Raw genomic sequence first — 24011 nt, 5'->3', positions numbered from 1 at the left:
AGTTATATCCTTATGCTATTTGTTTGTTCTTCAATATCTGAATTATTGGGTACGTCAATGTCAGGCCCTTGTGCTTGGGTATGACAATTATCAGCAATCGCAGCAACAGTTTTGTGTTCAAATAAAACGGTAATTGGAATTGATAATGACAGTGTTTTGTTACACTGGTTCATTAAACGGATTGCTATAATTGAGTCGCCACCAAGGCGGAAGAAGTTATCTTCAATGCCGACTTGTTCAATTCCCAAAACCTCCTGCCAGATGTCACATAGTTGTTGCTCTAGCTCATTACGAGGTGCAACGTAGTTGTTCTCATCAGTGAAGGTGGGAGTAGGGAGCGCAGCTCTATTGAGTTTCCCGTTGCCAGTTAATGGCAGGTCTTCAATTATAGTGAAGCTACTAGGCACCATATATTCAGGCAGCTGCTGCGATAAACTGACGCGTAATTGTGCAATGTCTACTTCGTCAGCATTGTGCGGCACGAGATAGGCAGCTAAAGCTTGGCCTGCATTGTGTGCTACATCAATCACCACCGCATTTTTAAGTTCAGGAAGTGCACTTAATACGGCACTTATCTCACCGAGTTCAACACGATAGCCCCTGATTTTAACCTGCTCATCGTTACGACCTAAGTATTGAATATCGCCGTTATTCAACCAACGCGCTAAGTCACCGGTTTTATACAGTCGTGTATGGTTAGGTTGATGAGAGAACGGATTATCAATAAAGCGTTCTTGATTGAGCTCGTCACGATTTAAATATCCTTTAGCGACACCACAACCCGAAATATAGAGTTCACCCGGCGCACCAATAGGCACAGGTAATAAGGCATCAGATAATACATGCAACTGCACATTACTGTAGGGTTTACCAATGCCCTGATGTTGGCGCGGATAGGCTTGCGCGAGCATCGCGCCAACGGTGGCTTCGGTTGGGCCGTATTCATCAAAGATGGCATCGCAATAGGGGGCGAGTGTTTGTACATTTTGCTCAGTGAGGGCTTCGCCCCCAAGCATGAGCGTTGCAACTTGAGTGTCACTGTCAGGGAAAATAGACAATGCCAAACTCGGGGTGGTTTTAACGAACTGTACATTAAGTGTACGGATATGGTCGCGGTAAGCGTCGACATCGAGAATATCACCGGTATATAAGCAGATCTGTTGTCCGTGTAACAGCGGGCATAAAGTGGTGGTAACAGATAAGTCAAAACAGTAGTTAGATGAGAAGTCGATACGTTGGTATTGTTTGCCAAGAGCGTGTGTTAACGCATCAAGGTAATACAGTGCATTACGCTGACTCAGCATGACACCTTTTGGTGTGCCAGTGGTCCCAGAGGTGTAAATGATATAGGCCAAACGCTCGAGGTTATTAGGTCGAGTCAGGGTAATATCGACCAATGGGTCGGTACACAGGTCCACATTAATACACTGAGCTTGGTCAAGCATCGGTGCCAAAGTATCACAGAGTGTTGTATCAGTGAGTACTAAAGCTGTTTGTGTATCTTCTAAAATAAACTCAACACGAGAGTGTGGGTATTGAGGAGATACAGGCACATAAGCGCCACCGGCTTTAAGAGTGGCCAATATGGCAACGAGCATGTTGACGCTGCGTTCAAAATACAATGCGATGGGACAATCAGCAGGTAAGCAGGTGTCGGCATCAGGGTGTGATTCAACAATATAGGCTGCGAGGGTATCTGCACGGTGATTGAGAGCTTGATAGCTCAAGGTCTCGCCGTCAGCGGTTGCAATGGCAATGGCATTCGGTGTTGCTTGGGCATGCTGCTCAAATAATGTTGCTAGGTCGAAGGTGGCATCAAACGCTCGCTCAGTGTTATTCCAGCTTTGTAGTAATGATTGCTGTTTGAGTGTTTGCGTAGCAAGCTGAGAATGAGGCTGTTCAGGGTTTGCACATAGCTTTGATAAGATCAGACTTAATTCATTCAGTAAGTCATTGGCCCTAACTGTGGTTAACCAGTTGGGATTGAAGTGCATTTTGAATGACAGTGAATCGCCTTCTTGTTGTGCAACAACGGATAAGGGGTAATCCCCTTTTTCGATTGACTCTCTAAAGTGCCAAGCGCCAGTTGTCTCAGGTGCCGGGTAGTTTTCAAATACGAATAGAGAATGAAATAAGCGTTCTCCATTATTTTGTAAGCGAGATAAAGATACGTCGCTGTGGCTATTAAGTGACGCAACACGCTTTTGTATTTGTTTGAGTATGTCTCTACAGCTGGCATCGGCAGGCCAATCAATTGCCAAAGGTAAGGTGTTGATGAACAACCCCACAGCTTGCTCTATCCCTTGTACTGGAATTTCTCGACCTGAGACGGTTGTACCAACAATCGTTTGCTCATCTGCACTATAAATTGCAATGAGTTTGTGCCATGCAAATTGTAAGGCCGCATTTAATGTTACCCCTTGTTGTTGACACACACTTTGTAATTGCTGCAGCGGTTCACCTTGCAGTTGCAGTTCAACGCACTCAACCTGTTCTAGAGTCCGATTAATATTAAAATCGATGGTATTATCGAGTAATGCGTTAATGGCATTGGCATTGCCAAATCGCTGTTTTTCTTGCTGCCAGAATGACTGTGATCTATCTGCATGTTTTAGGTAGTATGCCTGTGCATTCAAATAGGTTAATTGTTCTGTTACGTTAGGGGTATTGCCATCTAGCAGTTGTCGGTAATGTTGCGACACCGCTTGTAACAACATCGGCCCACTCCAACCATCGTTGATACTGTGATGTTCTGTTTTGATTAATGTGAAATGATTGGCTTGTTGCTTAATGAGCTTAAAGCGTATTAATCCTGGCTGTTGTAAATTGAACCCAATTTGGCGATCCTGCTGTTGTAGCTGGGTTATTTCTCGTTCGATACAGTTACGGTCTAAATGACTTAAATCAATGACTTCAAAGTTATTGTGGTCAATACTTGGCTGCTTAGTGACAATTTGCAGTAACGTCTCTTGCCAATCGAAAGCAGTTCTTAAAATAGGGAACTGCTGTGAGGTGTAATGCCAAGCTTTAATAAACAATTCGACATTCAGTGTTTGTTTTATGTCCATAACCAACTGAACACGGTAAGCATCATCGTTAGGGTAGTTGACACTATGATAAATAAAGCCTTGTTGTAGACTATTCGCTGGGTAAATTGTTTGAATATCGTATTTAGCTTGTAGGCTTTGCAAGTGCTGCCAAGAGAGATCTTTTACCCCATAATCAGCCGGTGTATTCAAGGTACAGATCTGTGCTTGTTTACATGCAGTATCAATAACTTGATGTAACGCAGACTTAAAATGTTCTAAAAACGCTAAGGTATGATTCTGATCGAGCTTTGACACGACCGAGAAGTCCAATTGACCATTCCTTACGGCGCCATTGATGTTTAATAGCAATGGGCTGTTAGCCTGCGCATTTTCTTGTGTCATGACGTAACCGACGTTTTGATCACTTAAATGCCACTCACCTTCTGTGCTGTTATTGTTTAATTGACCAAGATAGTTAAAGCATACCTGTGGTGTGATTGCTTGCATCTGTTGTGTGAGGCAAAAGCTACCAAAACCAATGCCTTTATCAGGTATTTGGCGTAAGTTTTCTTTGGTATGCACAATCGTATCAATGGTGTTTTCAGCAACATCTAACCGCACCGGGTATGTGGTTGTAAACCAGCCAACAGTTCTACTGACATCAAGTTGAGGGTCGATAAGCTCTCGTCCATGCCCTTCAAGTTGAATGTGGTTTGTACTTTCGCCAAATGTGGCTTTGAGTGCAATTGCTAATGATGACAATAACAAATCGTTTATTTCAGTATTTAAGCCAGTATTTGCTTCACGTAGTAACTTATCGGTATCACTTTTCGCTAATTGGATGGTGTATTGTTGCGCGTCGGACGAACTTTCGAGAGGCGAGAAGTCACTTTGTACTTGCTGCCAATATTTTAGTTGCGCTTGATTGTGAGTCGCATAATCTTGGACTGCGTTTACCCACTGACGATAACTTGTGCCCTTATCAGCTAAGGTTTCATTTTTAAGTAATGTTTGTAAGTCTTCACTAATTACACGCCATGAGACAACGTCGATGATGCTGTGATGAAAGGCTAAGAATAAGCGGTTATGCTTGCTGGATTCATGGGTGATCAATGCGGCACACCAAAGAGGTCCTTGGTGTAAATCAAACTGGCTTTGTAATTCGGTTAATGTCGCATGGATACCCTCATCGCCAGTGCTGAGATCGCTGGCATTGATATGTATGAGTGTGGGTGCCATGTGATCTGCTTGATAGCGTTGCACAGTGTTGTTTGAGTTTGTCTCGAAAGTACACCGCAGCATGTCGTGCTGCTGGTTGAGTTGCGCGAGTGCTTGCTGGATGTGTTGATGCGTATACGTCGTGGACACATTGAGCGTGAATGCTTGGTTCCAGTGGTTTGGGTTAGGGGGCAAATTGTCAAAAAACCAATTTTGAATCGGGAGTAATTCAAACTCACCTTCAAGTAGCCCTTGCTCTGTCATGATAGTAACTTCATGGCTTTGCTGGGTTTGTAATAAATAAGCTTGCTCAGCAATGGTGGGCGCTTCGATGATGTCTTTTACTTGAAGCACATGCCCAGCTTGGCGTAGTGCACTGACTAATTGAATTGAAACTATTGAATCTCCGCCGATGCGGAAAAAATCATCTCGAACGCCGATTTTTTCGATCCCCAGTACTTGTTGCCATATCTGACAAAGCTGTTGTTCAAGTTCACTTGTTGCCTCGACGTAATTATCGCTCGCGGTAATACTCGGCTGTGGCAAAGATTTGAAATCAATTTTACCGTTGTTATTCATGGGTAAGTGTTCTACTTCCATGAAATAGGTCGGTATCATATAGTCAGGCAGCGCTAATGCGAGTTTTTCACGTAATTGGACTTCGCAAAAAGCTTCTTTTTCATTGCGAATAAAGTAAGCCAGTAGTTGCTTGTTACCCGCTTGTTCGAAAACAGTAACAACCCCTTGCTTTATTTCAGTTTGATCTGTGAGAACCGTTTCAATCTCAGGTAACTCAATGCGGAAACCGCGCAACTTAATTTGATGGTCGTTGCGGCCAATATACTCAAGTTCGCCTCTAAAGGTCCAACGAACGAGATCACCAGTTTTGTATAGCTTGTCATACCCATTTTCGATATCCGATGCACTTGCAAAAGGGTTATCTATGAAGCGCTCAGCAGTGAGCTCAGGCTTATTGAGATAGCCCTTGGCTAAGCCAGCTCCACTGATATAGAGTTCACCAGCAACGCCTGTTGGAACTGGCGTGAGGTTATCATCTAATAGATATACTTTTCGTTGGTTGATTGGCTGACCAATGGGTACTGAACCGGTAAAATCAGCGCAATTGTAGAACGTTGCAAAGGTGGTACTTTCGGTTGGCCCATACGCGTTAATTAATCGGGTTGGGCGGTTATCGCGGGCAATAATGTCTTTTACTATGTGTGGGGTTAAGGTTTCGCCGCCAGAAATTACACATTTCAACCCATCATAGATGTTATTTTTTTGTACATATAATGAATCGAATAATGTTCGGGTCAACCACAGTATGGAGATGGCATTTTTCTGTAAAAGTGTGGCTATTTGATCCGGTTCAGCACCACAGTGGGCAGGTGCTACAACAAGCTTTGCCCCTTGTACGAGAGGCGCCCATACTTCAAATGTGGCAGCGTCAAAATTTGGGTTCGACATATGCAAGTATACGTCATCACGAGTCGCATTAATCACGTCAGTCGATTCAACAAGTGAGACAATTGCTCTATGCGGTACGACCACGCCTTTTGGTTCTCCAGTGGTGCCTGAGGTATAAATAATATACGCATCATCAGCGCTGCTTGTTGTGGCAATTTGGCATCTTGATTGCTCAAACAACTGCACTTTGTCAATGGGAACGGTATTACAGCTAAAGGCTTTATTAAGGCGTTCAAAACGCAGTTGTAAATCAGATTGGGTCAATACCAATGTGCACTGTGTATCATCCAATATATAGCTGATCCGCTGATCTGGATACTCTGGGTTGAGTGGCGCATAGGCATAACCTGCTTTTAATATAGCAAGCATACTGACAACCATGTCAATAGAGCGTGTTGCAAAAATACCAATAAACCTACTCGGGTTGTCACTGCGTGCTTGTTCAGCTTGTATGTGTGAAGCGAGCGTGTCAGCACGTTGGTCGAGCTGTGCATAGGTTAACGTATTAGAGTCATCTTGCAGTGCAATATCGTCGGGATAGCGCTGCGCATTTTGCCACACCAAATGGTGAACCGTTGTTTTTAAATTTACTGATGGCGTGTTGTTATGGTCAATTAATAGGCGTTGTGACTCAGCTTCATCTAGAAATACAATATCGTTATGTGATTGATTTAAATCCTGTGTTGTCGCAACCAGTACTTTTTCCATTTGTTGTAAAATACGGTTAGCTTTAACTTGAGTGAGCCAGCTATGGCAAAAGCTCAGTTTTAGTAGTAACACATCTTGCTGCTCTACCACGCTGATTGTAAGTGGGTAGTCCACTTTTTCGATCATTTTATTAAATGACCAAGCTAAAACATCAGTGCCTGTTGGGGTAGGGTAATTCTCAAAGACAAATAAGCTGTGGAATAGCCGAGATCCAGGGTCTTGTAATTCAGACAAGGCTACTCCAGTATGGCTGTTCATTTGAGCAATAGCGTGCTTTAGTTCAGTCAGTAAGTCGCTAATAGACTTTGACTGAGACCAGTTCAGTGCTAGCGGTAATGTATTGATATACAATCCAACGCTTGAGTGGATCTCATCAATCGGTAATTCGCGCCCAGACACGGTTGTGCCCACAATTGTTTGTGTATCTTGACAATATAATTGAATAATTTTATGCCAAGCAAATTGCATAAGCACATTGAGAGTGAGACCTTGCTGTTGCGCAAGTTTTTTGAGTGCACTGTGTAAATCCGAAGGCAGTTTGAGCTCGCAGCTTCCAGCATTGGTCAAAGCCACTGACTTAGATAAATCGATATGGGTACTTAACATGCGATTCAAGTCATTTGCATGTTCAAATTGCTGTTTCTGAGTTTTCCAATATGTGTTATCTGTCAGTGTTTGCTGTGCATAATGGCGCTGAGTTGCTTCATATGCTGTTTCCTCAATGACAACTGCAGGTTTTTGTTGAGACAGTAATTGGTAATTCTTGTGCACAGTTTGCAGTAGTACAGGAAAACTCCAACCATCACTAATACTATGGTGCTCTGTTTTTAATAATGTAAAGTGTTGCGCGCCGCGCTTTATTATCTTAAAACGCATTAAGCCAGATTGACTGAGGTCAAAAGGGGTATGCCTATCTGATTTTATAATGTCTTCAAGCTGTTGTTGTTGCTGTTGAACCGTTTGATTGGACCAATCAAGGAATGAAAAATGGCCGTCAGTGAAGCCTGCTCCCCCTTTAATTACTTGTAATATGTCATTTTCCCAGTCAAATGACACGCGCAATGCAGGGTAACGCATAGAGGCAAGGATCCATGCTTCTTTATATAAATCTAAATCGAGAGATTGGTTGTAATCTATGATTAATTGGACTCGATAAGCATCATCATCAGGTTGTACTAAGTGATGATATATAAACCCTTTTTGCATGCTATTAGCAGGGTAAATTCCTTTTATTTCGCTATCAGAAGCAAGTTCGTTGTCTAAAGCTTGTTCAAAATCTGATTCATTAAAGATACGTTTATCATTTAAAAACTGTAGTAACGTACTTTTGTTTTCTGTTAACCATTCAATCCACTGCGGGCTCACGCCAGCATCTGAGTGTGCTATTTGTACTTTGTCGCCATTGGCCCAAACTGCGACATTATCCTTTGCTAGTAATTGGCATAAGTTCAACATAATTTAGATCTCTAACTGCTGGTTTTTGGTTGTTTTAGGAGTTGTTGCTTTAGGTGCTGCTGATATCACTTTATTCTTTAATTGGGTAAGGTGATCGACACTCAAACCTTTGACATCAAAGTCACTGGGAGTGGTCACCGTGCCTTTTTTCGCTGTCTCTAAGGCGACTTGAACGACACGTTTGATTGCTTCTTGAAGCGCCTTTTTAAAATTAAACGCGGTCTCAGGCGGTAATTGAGCATTAATTTTGATCCGCAGTTTCTTATCTTGAATAAGGGCATTAATGTCTAGCAATAAATGACTGGTGTTACGGTGATCCACCGTACTTGTTTGCAGTGATCCATCAATTTGCCATTCAGATTGCGTAGTGTTTGATAGCTGACCAAGATAATTAAAGCTCAAAGGGGGAAGCTGCCATTGAGGGTTATGAGCATGATGGGCCCCAAAGCCCACACCTTTGTTAGGCACTTTTCTTAATGCCTCTTTAACTTGAATAATGGTCTGGTTGATAGTCGTGGCAGTATTGAGCTTTAAAGGATACAAGCTTGTAAACCATCCAACGGTGTTATTGATATCTAAGTCATCACACCATAACTCTCGGCCGTGGCTTTCTAGTGTAATAATTGGGCTAGATTGTTGTAATGATGTGCCAAGACTTATGGCCAGAGCACTGAGTAACAATTCTTCGATATTGGTGTTGAATCCTTTGTTCGCTGATGTCAAAAGTTGGTCAGTGAATTGGTTATCAAATTCAAGCCATTGAGTTTGCTTTTCATGGGCTTTGTCTGGTAATTGTGGGGCATGGCTTAACGTATCCAACCAAAACTGCTGTTCATCAGCATGTAATTGAGCATAGTTAGACATCGCATTTACCCATTGACGATAGCTGCTTCTTTTCTCAATGAGTGGTTGTTCTTGTAACAGACTTTGTAAGTCTTGCGCAATGATGCGCCATGAGACAGCGTCAATAAGTAAATGATGTACAGCAAAGAAAACACGATTGAAGGTCTGTGAGTCATCAGTTAATAATATGGCTTGCCACAAGGGACCGTCGGTTAAGTTAAAGTTGGCTTGGTAGTCATTTAATTGTGCAATGAGCGTATCTTCACTGAGCGCAGTCGTATCAATGCTAAGCAGTTCGGCCATACCAGTTTCTAGCACATATTGCTGTTGGTGATTTTCAGTATCAAAGCGACAGCGCAGCATATCATGCTGCGTACTTAGCTGCTCAAGGGCATGTGATAGTGCATCATAACTCACTGACTTAGGGACGAGTACACTAAAGCATTGGTTCCAGTAATTTGGATTCTCTAACGCTAAATTAAAGAACCACGACTGGATCGGAAGGAGTGAAAAGGATCCTGTTAGCGCACCTGTTTCTGTTACTATATGTCGTTGGTTTTCTTTTAAATCGATTATTCTCAGTGCTAATGTTTGTGCGCAAGTACATTCAAAAATATCTTTCACTTGTAACTCAATTGACTGCTTTCTGAGTTGCGCGACAAGTTGAATGGTGAGAATTGAATCACCACCGATATTGAAAAAGTCGTCTTTGACGCCGACTTTCTCTCGACCCAATAACGATGCGAACGCATTACATAAGATTTGCTCAAGCTCTGATGTAGGCTCACAGTATTGACTATCACTTTCGAAGGTTGGCAAAGGCAGTGCTTTACGGTCAATTTTACCGTTACTGGTTAAGGGAATTTCATCTAACTCTGTAATGGTTTTTGGGCACATATAATCAGGTAAGTTTGCGACTAAATATGTGCGCAGCTCTGAGGTTGATATCTCTTTGTTTGCGGATTTCTTAACATACGCGGCTAAGTACTTAGAGGCTTGCTCTTGTCTATCAATAACGACAGCCTGGTCAACACTTGCATGTTGGCTTAAAATACTTTCTATTTCTCCCAATTCTATTCGATACCCGCGTATCTTTACTTGGCCATCATTTCGGCCGATGTATTCAAGTTCACCCCGTGGCAGTTGCCTAACAACATCACCTGTTTTATAGAGACGGTTGTAGCCAATACTTTGTTCATCAGCAGTTGCAAATGGATTTGAGATAAAGCGCTCAGTTGAGAGGTCATCGCGATTTAAATACCCACGTGCTAACCCAGCTCCCCCAACATAGAGTTCACCTAGAGCACCGACCTCGGTTTGCTGCATGTGTGAGTTGAGTACATAAGCAGTCATATCACTAATAGGACGGCCAATAAAGGATGCTTTGGTGTTGCTGTGTACTGTGAGCTCTTTGTAAGTTACGTGCACGGTCGTTTCTGTAATACCATACATGTTGATGAGCAAAGGGTGATTGTCGCCATAGTGTTGCCACCAAGTAAGGAGCATTTCAGAGTTGAGTTTGTCACCGCCAAAAATAACGAACCGCAATGCACTAAAGTCTAACGATTGCTCAATAGCTTGATTGCTAAATTCATAAAAAGCACTCGGTGTTTGGTTTAATACCGATATTTTTTGTTGTGAGCATGTTTTAGCAAATGCGGCAAAATCTCTGATCTGTGACTTTTTCGGAATGAATAAGGCCCCCCCATGGAGCAGTGCGCCCCACATCTCCCAGACGCTAAAGTCGAATGTATAAGCGTGGTAAAGTACCCACCGATCTGAATGAGTAAATTGAAAGTTCTGTGCTGTAGAGGTGAACAACCTAAGGACGTTATGATGTGTTTGCATGACGCCTTTTGGTTTTCCTGTGGTTCCCGAGGTGTATATGATGTAGGCAATATCTTGGCTTTGTGGCCCAGATTCAGCGAAACACTGACTGCATTCCATAGCTGCATCAACTTCAATTAATTGCGTTGTTATATTAAGCAGTTCAATTTTTTGCTGAACTTCTTGGTGCAACTCACTATCGATGATGAGCAGGGCAGGTGCAGTATCTTGTAGAATGAAATCAGTACGAGTACTGGCATGATCCGGAGACAATGGGATGTATACAGCGCCCACTTTAACAATCGCTAAAATGGCAACTAGCATATCAACGCTCGGCTCCATATAAAGCGCAATGTGTGCCTGAGCGGGCGTCTGCCCGAGATGCTCAAAGCGGGCATTAATAAGGTTGGCTACTTGGTTTGAGCGCTGTTCAAGCTCTCGGTAGCTAAGTTGTGTATGCTCAGTGAAAATTGCGATATTGTCAGGATGAGTATTCACTTGTTGCTGGAATGTGTGGCTAAGAGAAGTCATCTCGGTGTAGTTTTCGGCGGCATTATTACCATGACTCAGTAACGCATTCTTCTCTGCTTGAGTCAGAATTGGTAAGCTTGCGATACAGCCTTGTTGTTGGCTTTGCAGCGCTTGTAAAAACCGAAATTGCACATCCCCAAATCGCGACAAGGTTTGAGGTGTAAACATTGCTTTATTAGCGACAATTTTTCGACCTAAGCCACCAGAAGTTTCAAAGTGTGTGAATTCAATATCAAATTGCGCAATACTTGGTTCGACCGGAATACCTTTGACGATAACGTGTTGTTGACCAAGCTGAGTTTGATAGCCTTTACGACCAATCATAAGTGGCGTAATGTCTGCGCGTATACCTTTTGTTTTGAGTTTGGCAAGATAATTACAGGTTACATTTATGTATTTTGCCGCGTTGCTGTTGGGCTCATGACTCAGTAATAACTGTGTGAGCCCACTAGATACTTTCAATACAAGTTCAGACAAACTGAGTGTATCTATGTCAGAAATAGAAAGTGGCTCGACATCAGAGTAATGACCTAGTAGCAAGCGTGTTTTTCTGGTACGTCTTGCCATAGGAATACCAATGGTTAAATCGGTTTGACCTGTCATGTGATATAAGGTGGCAAATGTACTTGCGAGCACGACACTAAAAGCGGTTACACCATAGTGCTTCGCTGATTCTTTTACCCAGTCGAGCCCTTCGCAGCTTTCCACTCGCGTTGATACCCCATCGAAGTGATGTTCAGTTGGTATTGTATCGGGTGTAAAAAATTCAACCGGAAATAGGTCTAAATCAACATCAGAGGTCTTATCTTGGTATGAATATTTGTATTGAACGTCCAATAAATCGTGCGCACAGTTGTCTAATACCGATTCTAGGCATGCTAATAAGTCACTGACGAGTACTTGCAAAGACCATTGATCGCAATTGATATGGTGGCCTTTGATCACAAGTATATGCTGGCTATCGTTATTCAATAAATAAAATTGAAAGGTTTCTTTTTCAATGTCAATTGTCTGTTCAATTAACTGCTTGGCGATATGAGTAGGAGGTTGCTCACGTAAGCTTTTGGGCACATCTAAGAACGAGAATAAACCATTTTTAATTGCAAGTTGTGGATGATCATCCCCTTGCGAAATTGAGCTATGAATGACAGGGTGGCGATCAATCAGTAACCTTAACGCTTGGTTAAACTGTTCACGCTCAATTTGGCCACTAAAAGACAGCGCACACGCGACATTGTAGACAGGGTTTAAAGCATCAAGTTGCTGCGCTTGCCACACATGTAGCTGCCGATGGCTTAGCGTTTGTAGTTCAACTTGTGATATATGCTGAGTCATTTATCAATCCTTTCTTAAAATGGTTAGCAAAGCGGCATTGGCCACTTATCGTTGTAATTATTATTTGGTGGAGTTGAGTTTATTTGTTGATTTTCAAACGAATGAAGTAGGTCAATTACGGTATGTCTTTGATTCTCAATATACATATGGTCACCGTTGAACTGGTGAAAACAATGTTTAACACAAAATTGAGGCCATGAAGCAATACTCCTATGTGGAACTACAGTGTCTTTATTGGCATGTAAGATATGCACGGGCATTGTTAATAACGCATCTTTTGTCGCAGTAGGCGGGAATTCTGCTAACTTAAAGTCGCTTCTGAATACGTCTGTAATGAGTTTTGCGACATCATCAGTTAACTTCCTATTAGGCAGTAAACCATGCTCAATTAAAGCGTGATAAAGTGCTGTGTCACAGAGCTGACTATAGTGCGTATACGGCTTTTTTTGTGGGGCGCGACATGCAGAAAGAAACAAAGCTGACGGCAGTACTTTCTGCTTTTTAATTTGATCGCAGGTCAAGTAATACGCGATCATGGCACCAAGGCTGTGACCAAAGAACACTGACTTATTATTTTCATTTAGAACGACTTCGTGATTGAGATACTCCAAAAGAGCAGGCCACTGATCCAATGGTACAGTACCTGCTTTTATTCCGCGTCCCGGTAAGTCCACTGCGTGAAGTGTCCAGTTATTAGGCAGCAATGTTTGCCATTGCCGATATAACACAGACGAACCACCAGCATGATGAAAACAATATAAGTCAACCTTGTTCACAGCTTCATCTCCAAGCAAGGTGTGAAGGCGATACATTGACCATTTAGCAGCGAATTAGTCGTTACAAAATCAGTGATATAGCGTGTTATTTCTTGGTAACTGCTGACTAATGGGCGTGCACCTAGCACCCCGCCTTTTAATTCACGTTTGCGCTTTTTGGCCTGCTTAGTATCTGCGGCCATCATAGGTAGAACGAAACTGTTTGCAGTAAACCCCGTACCCTGATACTCGCGTGCTAACGTCATCATGAAGGCGTTTTGAGCATGATTGCAGACACTTGATGTTGCACTGTGTTGGTAATTCAAAGTGTCTGACTGCATGAGGAATACTAAGTTTCCACCGTAGACACGAAAGCCGTCAGCCAAGGCTTTCATAGCTTGAAAGCCTTGATTTAAGTGCCGAGTAATAGCAAAACCAGCTGCTGTATCTGTTGTGACTGCGCGCTCATCAATATTATTTACGGCATGAATAACATGCAAAGGAGATTGCTCTGCACGTTGGTCAATAAAGTCACTTAATGCATTACTTAACTCAACTTGAACGGTGTCGTTAAACTTAAATTGTGGTAACTGGGTGAACTGGGCAGATAAATTATCAGCTGGGTTGATCAGTACCACGAGGTGTTGCTGCGCAATAAGTGTTTCAATTGCGTGCGCATCAAATTCATTGTTCGCATGAAAATACAAATATGTGTGAGAGGTCATACTGCAAGGCCTCCATCTAAACGCACAACGGCACCAGTTTGATAGTTTGAAGCAGAAGATGCTAGGTATAGTGTGGCATCGGATATTTCCTGTACACTTCCTACTCTGCCAAGTGCAGTATGCGATAGCACGGGTTCAATAATAGATTGAGGTATATGGTCAATCATATCGGTGTTAATAAAAGTGGGCGAGAGGGCATTACAGTAAATGCTATCTTTACCATATTGGCGGGCAACAGTCCGTGTTAACCCGATAATAGCGCCTTTGGAGCACGCATAATTGGCTTGACCTTCTCTGCCACTCACGCCACTTTGAGATACCATATTAATAATTTTGCCTTTTTGAGCTTTTTGCATATGCGGCAAAACCGCTTGTGTTAAATGCAATGTGCCCAAAAAATTAGTAGAGAGGACGTGGTCAAATTGTGCAAACGACATTGTTTGAAATAGGGCATCTTGTGCTACCCCTGCGTTATTGATTAAGACATCGATTTTTTGATGACGGGCAATAATTTCGGTAATAGCAGAGGTAATAAAAGCTTGATCTGTTACTGAACCTGAAAGTTGCGTGAAACGGTCACTTTCCAGGCCATCAATCGGGTCTGTAGAGCGACATATTCCGTAAACTTGAGCGCCTTCTTGTAAAAAAGAATGCGCAAGACCTTTACCTATACCGCGTGATACACCGGTTATTAAAACAATTTGCTGACTAAACACGTCTGTTTCCTTACTAATTTACGTAACTAATAACTAAATCGGCTTTTGCGACAAGCTCATCATCGACATAAGCCTGTGCTTTGAATTTGGCCATACTGCCAAATTCCGTCGTAAGATTTGACACTACTTTAATGATGTCTCCTGGGTGTACTGGCCGAGAGAATTTTGCTTTTTCAATACAAGAAAGCATGCCACCAGATTTACCCGTACCGCAGCACAACCCGCTGATCTGAGCCATTGTTTCAATGATCAGAACGCCAGGGAAAATAGGCTGATCAGGGAAGTGTCCTTCTAGGCCCGGCTCGTTGTGAGAGACAAACTTCAGTCCAACAATTTGTACTGAAGGCGTCAATTCAACAATTTTGTCGGCGAATTTGAATGGTGCCTTATGTGGTAAGTTATCTGTGATCATGCTTTTTCATCTCCCCAATCAAAGCAAAGGTAAACAATTATGAAGAACACGATGCTCGTGGCGGCTAAAATATATAGCTGCTTCGCAACACTTGCTAAGTCTGCTCCTTCATTTGCCACCAATCGCAGCGCATCTAAAAACGCTGTAGTTGGTAAATAAGACACAATTTCGCGAAGGAGGTCTGGGAAGTTAGCAGTATCAAAATAGATACCCGATAGAAACATTAAAGGGAAGTAGAGTAAGTTTGATATTCCAGAAGACACCTCAACTCGCTGACTTCTGGCACCAACCAGTACGCCCAACATACAAATACAGAATGAGCCAAGTGTCATTACAGCCACAATATTTATGATGCTGCCTTGTAACGAGTAATTGAATAATAAATTAAAGGCTACAAATAAGATTATCATCTGAAAAACAAGAAGAAATAGTCGAGCTAATACAATACCAATGATATAGTCCCGGCGCTTAAATGGAGACAGACGCATACGCTTGAAAAAACCATTCTGTCTATCCGATACCAAGCTATTTGCAACAGATACTAAAGCGAGACCAAGAATTTGTAATACGATGATCCCAGGGATCAACCAATCCGTGTATCTGTAGCCTTTAATGCTGATCACCGAACTGTGAACTTCTTGATCCTGTGCAGCTGCCTTTAAGTGCATAAGGTAATTGCGGGCTTTTAAGGTTTCGTCAGAATTGTGTGTCGAAAACATGGAATTTGGCGTGAGATAGACTTGAGGACGCAACTGGCTTTGCAGTGTGCGTAGCAAGTCACTTGGATGCTCAATAGGCTGCTCTGCATTTGCATCAATAAATGTTTGTTCTAGTGCCTCTGATTCAGGTTGGTTGAGCGAAGTCACAGACACCAGCGGATCTTGGCGCATAGCTTTTAACCAAGCAGCATCAACTTTTGCTTCATGCATGACCACAACGTTAACTGGTGTCATATGCGAGCCACCAGAAAATGCCTGGATCAGTAAAAGTGCAATTAAAATTGGCAAACCAAAGGTCCAAAGCAGCACGGCTCTGTCTCTAAAGAACGGCCTTATATTGATTAGCATTAACTGCCAAAACGGATAGAGTTTAGCTGGAGTTGCGTTATGCATAACTTTCCCTTGAAATTGAAGATCCTGTTAACTTTAAAAATACGTCGTTGAGTGTGGCTTTTCGTGGTTCTTTAATAATGGGCGCTTCGAATGTACGATTGATAATGTCGTTAGGGCGACCAGCCTCGATAATTTTCCCTGAATTAATAATGGCTAAGTTGTCACATAGGAATTCCGCTTCATCCATATAGTGCGTTGTCATCAAAATGCAGGTACCAGATTCTTTTAAATCTTTGATGATATGCCAGAAGTCTTGTCGGCTAGTCGGATCAAGCCCAGTGGTCGGCTCATCGAGAAAAACCAATCGAGGTTGTCCAACAACCGCCATGGCTAAAAAGACGCGTTGTTTCTGACCACCACTTAACTCACTTAACCATGCATCTTTTTTCTCGAGCAAATTGAAACGCTCGAGTAATTCCAGTATCGGCGTATAGTTTTGATAGAAGCTTGCAAACAGTTCAACACACTCCTTAACTTTGAGTTTGTCGTACAGGTTGTTGTGTTGCATGACACCTCCCATCAGGCCACGCAATTGTGTTTCATGTTTTTGCCATGTGTAGCCAAATAAAGTGATTTCTCCAGAGGTCGGCTTACGCAAACCTTGAAGAATTTCTAAAGTGGTTGTTTTTCCGGCACCATTTGGGCCTAGTAAACCAAAACATTCGCCTTCTTGAACCGAAAATGAGACATCATCGACTGCTACTTTATTGGTCCGTGAATACACCTTTCGCAAAGATTTAACTTCTATGACGCTTGTCATGTGATTTCCTTATTTTTTAGACTTTTTAAAATACAGGCGCTCAGTGCCCCAGTAAGATTGACGCTGACTACTAAGGCATATTGCGATTTATTCATTTGCAACGCTTGGTGAATTGAAGGGCCGATTGCACAGGTCACAGAAGCGGGTTTATTTTGTGTAATTCTCGCTTGTGGGAAGGCTTTATCTAAATAAGTAAGCAGTGGAGGTATATGGCTATCGTCCAGTACGGTTAAGTAAATATCTTCAATCGTAACCCCTTGTGTTTGCAGTGTATTTAATTGAGTGAGGCAATGAACATCATTTTGGCTATCGGTAATATTCAAGCACTTTATGACTTCTGCAATAGGGTTATCGTTCGGTGTTAATTGTGTTTCGTTGGCAAGTACTAGGCTACAACTGTAGGCCCCTTGATTTAATGGCTCAATTGGTGCTGTTTCAAATGCTGTTTTGCTGATGGTATTAATATCTTCAGCGCTACAAACAACCCCGTATGCTTGCCTTCCTTCTCGCAAATGAGCGTAGGCAAGGTTGAGGGCTTGTAGGTGGTCATTACCTAGATCACTAATACAGGTCGCACTGCCTTTAAAGCCAAATGTAATAGCAAGTTGACCAAGAGTAGCGTTAACGACAGTATTAGGGAAAACGGTGCTTTTTAGTTCACCAATGCCCTGTGTGAATAATGTATTTATATTTTTATCAAGCACATCCGCAGAACCTAAAGAACAAGCGAAATAAGCCCCAAAACTATCAAACTCAGACTCGGTAAATGTTCGATTACAGTCTTGTAGCGCATAGGTTGTTGCACCCAATGCAAACTGTGAAACAGTGGTCATGCGTCTTTGAAAAAGTTTAGGGAAGTGATCTTTCAGTACAAAAGGGTTTGGCAAGGTAATTTCGGAGCTTTGACTCTGCAAGACAGTGGTGTCTGATAAATATGCACTCCCAAGAATAAACACACGATGTGTAGGCACAGGCAGTGACTGCACATTATTTTTACTGACAATGAGCGTTGTATTGTGACCACCAAATGCAGAGTTGGTGACAGCAAAGTGTGCGGTATTTTGCTGCTTCACATCATTTATAATAAGGTTGTAGCCTTGACAATCTGGCCTGATATTCTCCCCATTTAAGGTGGCTGGTAGGAAACCATTGTCTATAGCGACGGCTGAAGAAATAAACTCAATCGCGCCTGCAGCGCCTAAAGTATGCCCGAAATAAGACTTTGAACTTGAGATAGGAACACGTTGAGCGAGTTCTTGGCCAATTGCATTGGTAATACCGTTTAGCTCAGAGCCATCATTTGCTGGTGTGCCAGTACCGTGACTATTGATGTACTCAAGTTGCTCTGCCGTTATAGCTGAGTATTTTAATGCCTGCTTGAAAGAACGGGTAACGCCAGCACCTTCTGGGTTCGGAGCAGTTGCATGAAACCCATCTAGGCTTGAGCCTGTCGCCAAAATACGATATTTAATATCAACATGTCGGTTATGTGCGTGTGTCGCAGATTCTAATACTATAAATCCGGCACCCTCTCCCAAACTCAGACCCGTTTTATCATCATAAGGAGAGCACACATCATTACTTAGCGATTGTACAGAATGAAATCCTCCATATACTAGCTCTGCGAGTGCGTCTGTTCCCCCTGCAATGACAATGTCCACTTCGTCAGATTCAATTAACCGTTTGCCATGCGCGATAGCGCTGCTACTGGCGGTACATGCAGACGTAAATGTGATGGTTGGGCCCAGTATATTGAAGTGAGATCTCACTGATTCGGTAATATGGTGCGGCGGAAAAAACTGACAACGTTCAGGTTGGTGATTTCTAATACCATTTAAGAATGAATATTGGCCACAATTTGCATTACCAAGACACAATGCGACGCGGACATTCATTAACTGCTCACACGTCAAGTGTGCTTGCTCTAGAGCTTCTTCAATTGCCTGTATGGCAAAGTGCGTAGCTAAGTCTTGGTGCTCAAAATGATTGCCACTGATATTTTCTACCTGTTTAACGAGTGCCCCTTTGCGGTTTACCAATCCATCGGTTGAAAATCGTTCTATATCACCAACTCCGGACAGTCCTGCGACCATAGCTTGATGTAAAGATGAAGTACTTTCACCAATTGAACACAGTACACCGTACCCGGTAACTACTGCCGATTTATCTTGCTCAATCATGTATCATTTCCTTAAGCGCTGAAAGAGTGGTTTTGCCCATGTCATTAATGGGAAAGCTTTTTATAAAATTAATTTTAGGTATTGGGAGATCTACAAAGTGATGTTGAAAATCAGCAAAATCGGTTAATGACAGTTTGGGGCTTTCTACGAATGCAACGAGTTCACCACCTTTGATGTTGCGAGTATCTTCGATAAAGTAAACTTTGTTATTCAAATCGCTAAACACATGACTTAGAACATCTTCTACCGCCTTGATTGAGACGCGTTTACCAGCGTATTTAAATATTTTGTCTAACCGACCAAGGTGCTCGAAGGTATTCTCATCAATGAAGTTGAGTTTATCTTGTAATGAAAACGTCGTTAGTCCAGACGCGAGAAAGGGAGACGTTATTTGATACTGTCCATTATCTGCTAGTTTGAAGTTGACGACGTTAAAACGCGTAAAATAGCGTGAGGTCGTTTTAAGCGTTCGGTATCCAAGCGCACCTGTCTCGGTGCTTCCAAGTACTTCAATTGCAGGACATATAAGTTGTTTTTCTTTTTGTATTTCTTCAAGTTTTACCGTTCTTTGTGCACCAAATGCGGCACCTGAACTGACGAGTAACTTGGTTTTTGAGCATAGTTGTTCAGCAGCAAAGTCCCATAATGTAGGCGTGACAATACAGGCATTATTTTGCTGCTTAACAGGGCACAATTGTGGTGTATTACTGTGCTGATAATGAACGGGTATGTTAAGTTTTAATGGGAGCGCAAAGCCCCATACAAAGCCATACATATGGCGAAGGTCGACACAAGCCGTTATGTAGTCAACATCAGAAAAATCAAAGCTCTGAGTAAAAGTATCCGCTTCATTCAAGAGTGCTCTTATGGATTTAAACCATTGCTGTGGTGTTCCTGTACTGCCAGATGTTTCGAAACCAACGTTATTGTCGATTAACTCCATTTGCAGAAATGGCAATAATTGATGCCTGTTGTGGTTTATATTAGAGGGGGTTTTGGGTAACTGTTGCCATGAAAAGGCGTTATTTGGCGCATGTTTTGCGGCGCTCAATATAGGTGTATAACCAAGAGACAGCAGTACACAGACTGTTTTTATAATATCCAGAGGTGATGAGTCTTTAACGTACACGTGTCCAGACTCATTATTTGGTTTAATATCTATATTGGAATATGCAGTCAAGGCGATTAAATCTAATACACTCCCTTCAGACAGAGGTGTATTTTGGTTATCGTAAAAGTAACCTGTTTGCACTGGTAACGCTTGATGTTTTGCTGAGTCAATAATGGCAGTCGCAAGCTGTTCAAGAGAAGGAAAACTTGGTTCAGATATTACTGATAGCGCAAAGGTTTTTTTGCACTGTGCATAAAGTTGCATTAGGTCTACAGAGTCTAGAAATACCGGGGTTTCTAATAAACTCTGAGAAATACTCAAATTTGCTGCTTGTTCTGGCAATACTTCTAAATCAGAAACAAGCATCACTTTGAGCTGCGTGATAATAGTATCGACTGACTGCATGGGATCCTTCCAGCTAGATAATAGGGTAAGGGCAATTATTGCCCTTGTGTTTGCTCGTAGATAAATTGACTTAATGAATTGATATTTTTCATCTTGTCTTGGATAACCGTTTCAGGAAAATCCTTAAACTTAAAATTGTATTTTTTCTCTACTGAGACCACTAAATCTAAAACTTCGATGCTATCAAGGTCTAATCCGTCACCTACCAATTGCGCATTGCTATCGATTTCTTCAACACTGTCGACAACCTCAAGGCTGTCGACAATAATATCTTGTTTCAGGAAGGTGCTGATTGATTCTAAAGTACTCATTTTTATCATCCTTTTCTGTTTAGAGTGGTTATTTACCAAATAATGCGTCGACCATTTTCACAATTTCACGGTCCATTGGGCGGTCTTCAATGACTGGCTCAAAGTTACTGCTTAGTAGGTCAAAGAATTCTTTTGATAAAGGGTTGAGATCCTGCGCTTTTTTATCTGCACCATGAACATAATAGGCTTGTCTAACGGCCATTGCCTGAATTGCAATAACAGGTTTGATAAGTTCAACAATGCGTTTTAAATCACGTGCTGCGATAGTTCCCATACTGACAATATCTTGATTGAGCGCTTCGGTTGTACGAGAAAATACAGAGGCAGGATTTGCTTGCTTTAATGCTTCGGCAACCAGTGCAGATGCAGAAATTTGCATCGCTTTGAAACCATGGTGGATCCACGCTTTATCGCCAAGATCTTCCGTCGCGACTAAGTTATTAGCGATGCCGCCATTGAGTCGATCATCGACTAAAATACCCAGCTCTCTTTCAAGCAGCGCGCCCATATTTGCAACTAAAGGCTTTAAGGCATCACAAACTGACGCAACATGTCCACCGTAGAAGTGACCTGCATTTAAAATAAGGTCTTGTTCATTATCAAATAATGGGTTGTCGTTCACCGAGTTTATTTCGGTTGTCATGATTTTTTCAGCCCAAATTGTTGCGTCAACAAGTGGACCTAGCACTTGTGGAGAGCAGCGAATAGAGTAACTATCTTGTAGTCTGAAAGATTCTTTCTTACCATGCTCAATATTGTCATCTGTGCGGTTACGACGACCAAGGCGTTGTTCAGGATCTTTTAACCTTTCTAAAATTTTAGCGGCGACACGTTGTTGCCCTTCATGTGGTTTTAATTCATGAACGCGCTTGTGAAACGGCGATGTGCGACCTTCAATCAGCTCAACAAATAAGGCGATAAGCTTGCAGCTAAAATCAACCGCTTGATTGATTTCTTTAATTGCATTAACAGCAACACCAGACATGACCGATGTACCGTTCATTATTGCTAAACCTTCTTTAGGCTTTAATTTATATGGGGCAATGTTAAGTTCAGCTAATACCTCAGCAGTTGGTCGAATTTGGCCTTTATAATACACATTTCTTTTACCGCCAAGTGCTGCGCCAATATATGAAAGTGGTGTTAAGTCGCCACTTGCTCCAACTGAGCCCATTGAAGGTATTGCTGGAATAATGCGGTGGTTTAAAAACGTTTCCATTTGTTCAAGTAGTTGCCAACTTACACCAGAATAGCCTTTTGCATTACAATTCATGCGAATAAGTAATGTTGCGGCACAGTCTTCTTCAGACAAATACTCACCGACACCACAGCCGTGATATGCAATTAAGTTTTGTTGCAAGTCTTCTGATAAACTGGGGGAAATTCGATTACTCGCAGAGTTACCAAATCCTGTTGTAACACCATAAATGTCTTCTTTGTTTTCTAGCTTGTTATCTAAATATTGTCTATTACTCAGTATTTTATCTTTCAGCTCAGCGCTATCTAATTTAATAATTGATAGTGGCTTTGATGCGTATTGTTGAACTGCTTCTAGTGATAAAGTTTGTTGTGAAATAAACACTATATTGCCTAACTGCTCTTCAACTTTGATTTCATCATTAATGATGTGACTCTGATCCATGATTGTCCTTGTAAGTGTCAAGTGTGTGCAATGAGAAATAGCAAAACACGTCCATTTAATATAATGAATGGCATCGTGTTTTTTATAGCTAGATCAAACCTGCTTTGTATTATTTATTAATGAATATATTAATACTTTTTATTTAATTGGTTTCCAATAATGAAACATTAAGTAAGGGGTTAGATAATCTATACTACGTTTTATAAACCCCAAGTTTCGAAAGCGGAACAAGGTTAAGTCCATGTTTAAATTATGTCAATGGCAAAAAAACACTAAATTTACAGTCGTTGTAAAATGAGGGATTAGAGTATGTAGGATATATGAATGTTTTAATTTCAATGACTATAATTTGTTGATTTTTAACTATTTTATTTTCATGTTTAAACGTTGCATGTCATACTTGGAATGAATAATTTAATAAATTGAAACAATTAAATTAATGATAATTTTTGTGAATGCCCGTTTGTTGTATAATGAATTAGTTTTTTGTTTTTTATATTTGTGATTTACTGTGCTTGTGGATGTATATGATTAGAATTAATATTCTAACCATATATTTTTAGAGTTTTTATACTATGGTTATTCTTCTAATATTATTTCTTCAATATCGTTGTTGTTCATTACTAATGTATAAGATTGGTCTAAAGAAATAGCACAAAGGTCTAATGGTTTCTCATTTATTATTATGTCTGAATTACAGTCATCGACATAATACCAACTTGTTACTTCACCTTTATTGGTATTTATTGCCTGATCATTGATGGTGATAGTCAGCGTTTCATTAGACAGTATGCGAATGGCAAAGAAATCGGCTTTATTTTGTTTTTGCTTTTCGAGTAACTTGATTTGAATTTTTTCGGCGTCATCTTGCCAAGCAATAACATGATAGTTTTGTTTATTGTTAACTTTAAGCTTTTCTTGCCTAAGCATGCCTAATTTATTTACAGACTTGGCGTAGAAGCTTATACGGCGGTTTGTGTTGTGTTCATGACGTATTCTTGCCGGTGTTGAATCTCGTGCGAGTGTCGCAACATGATACTTGTCGTTACTCACATCTCGCTCATCTCCATCTAGCTCTGTATTGGCCATGTGAAACGCGACTTCATATTGCGTGGCATTAACGTAGTTATAATCATTCTTGTAGGTATCAGAGCCGAAATTAGCCGTTTCAATATCTTCTGACGAACAAGCAACGAGTAGACTAGATAAGATGGGTATGTATAGCTTTAGTGCTTTCATAGTATTTATATCCTTTAAATTTTGAGAGTGAGTATTTATACCGTTAACGGGTACTTGTTGAAGTGTTAAGTTATTGTAATGGGTTAGGGTCGTATTATAAAAAATGAAGTTGTATTAAATTGTATTTTTTTATAACGAGTTTTTACATTTACCAAACAACTTGTATTACTAGATACTTAGCACTTTGATTTCGTTATAAGTATTGGATTTGTGAGGGGGAATGGCGTTGC

Annotated in this window: 13 protein-coding genes; all 13 read right to left on the bottom strand. The window is 41.4% G+C overall.

Features of this window, described 5'->3' with window-relative positions; genetic code table 11:
• Positions 1–2: 2 nt before the first annotated feature.
• Complete coding sequence (locus tag J8L97_RS03910; RefSeq protein ID WP_211047945.1) at positions 3–7877, bottom strand: non-ribosomal peptide synthetase; 7875 nt, start codon at positions 7875–7877, stop codon at positions 3–5.
• 3 nt (positions 7878–7880) lie between these two features.
• The gene (locus J8L97_RS03905) at positions 7881–12413 is read right to left on the bottom strand and encodes a non-ribosomal peptide synthetase (protein ID WP_211047944.1); all 4533 of its coding nucleotides are present in this window, start codon (positions 12411–12413) and stop codon (positions 7881–7883) included.
• 23 nt (positions 12414–12436) lie between these two features.
• Complete coding sequence (locus J8L97_RS03900; protein WP_211047943.1) at positions 12437–13189, bottom strand: thioesterase II family protein; 753 nt, start codon at positions 13187–13189, stop codon at positions 12437–12439.
• Positions 13186–13893: a hypothetical protein gene (locus tag J8L97_RS03895; protein WP_210997802.1), complete on the bottom strand. Its 708-nt coding sequence runs from the start codon at positions 13891–13893 to the stop codon at positions 13186–13188. The genes J8L97_RS03900 and J8L97_RS03895 overlap by 4 nt, the downstream gene beginning before the upstream one ends.
• On the bottom strand, positions 13890–14609 hold the full coding sequence (locus J8L97_RS03890) for an SDR family oxidoreductase (RefSeq protein ID WP_211047942.1): 720 nt from the start codon (positions 14607–14609) through the stop codon (positions 13890–13892). Before J8L97_RS03890 ends, J8L97_RS03895 begins: the two co-directional genes overlap by 4 nt.
• A 13-nt stretch (positions 14610–14622) precedes the next feature.
• The gene (fabZ, locus tag J8L97_RS03885; RefSeq protein ID WP_192509581.1) at positions 14623–15021 is read right to left on the bottom strand and encodes a 3-hydroxyacyl-ACP dehydratase FabZ; all 399 of its coding nucleotides are present in this window, start codon (positions 15019–15021) and stop codon (positions 14623–14625) included.
• On the bottom strand, positions 15018–16133 hold the full coding sequence (locus J8L97_RS03880) for an ABC transporter permease (RefSeq protein WP_211047941.1): 1116 nt from the start codon (positions 16131–16133) through the stop codon (positions 15018–15020). Before J8L97_RS03880 ends, fabZ begins: the two co-directional genes overlap by 4 nt.
• Positions 16126–16893 (bottom strand): ABC transporter ATP-binding protein, encoded by a 768-nt coding sequence (locus J8L97_RS03875; RefSeq protein ID WP_192509583.1) that lies wholly within the window; start codon positions 16891–16893, stop codon positions 16126–16128. Before J8L97_RS03875 ends, J8L97_RS03880 begins: the two co-directional genes overlap by 8 nt.
• Positions 16890–19073, bottom strand: a complete 2184-nt coding sequence (locus tag J8L97_RS03870; RefSeq protein ID WP_211047940.1) for a beta-ketoacyl-[acyl-carrier-protein] synthase family protein — start codon at positions 19071–19073, stop codon at positions 16890–16892. Before J8L97_RS03870 ends, J8L97_RS03875 begins: the two co-directional genes overlap by 4 nt.
• Positions 19066–20589: an AMP-binding protein gene (locus J8L97_RS03865; RefSeq protein ID WP_211047939.1), complete on the bottom strand. Its 1524-nt coding sequence runs from the start codon at positions 20587–20589 to the stop codon at positions 19066–19068. Before J8L97_RS03865 ends, J8L97_RS03870 begins: the two co-directional genes overlap by 8 nt.
• Positions 20590–20624: 35 nt before the next feature.
• The gene (locus J8L97_RS03860; protein ID WP_192509586.1) at positions 20625–20900 is read right to left on the bottom strand and encodes a phosphopantetheine-binding protein; all 276 of its coding nucleotides are present in this window, start codon (positions 20898–20900) and stop codon (positions 20625–20627) included.
• Positions 20901–20928: 28 nt separating this feature from the next.
• Positions 20929–22542 (bottom strand): histidine ammonia-lyase, encoded by a 1614-nt coding sequence (hutH, locus tag J8L97_RS03855; RefSeq protein ID WP_192509587.1) that lies wholly within the window; start codon positions 22540–22542, stop codon positions 20929–20931.
• A 579-nt stretch (positions 22543–23121) separates the two neighbouring features.
• Complete coding sequence (locus J8L97_RS03850; protein WP_211047938.1) at positions 23122–23781, bottom strand: hypothetical protein; 660 nt, start codon at positions 23779–23781, stop codon at positions 23122–23124.
• Positions 23782–24011: the final 230 nt, after the last annotated feature.

Source organism: Pseudoalteromonas sp. MMG012, assembly GCF_018100875.1.
Classification (GTDB): Bacteria; Pseudomonadota; Gammaproteobacteria; order Enterobacterales; family Alteromonadaceae; genus Pseudoalteromonas; species Pseudoalteromonas aurantia.
Note: the sequence above shows the minus strand (reverse complement) of the source record. Positions and strands in the feature narration are given on the sequence as shown.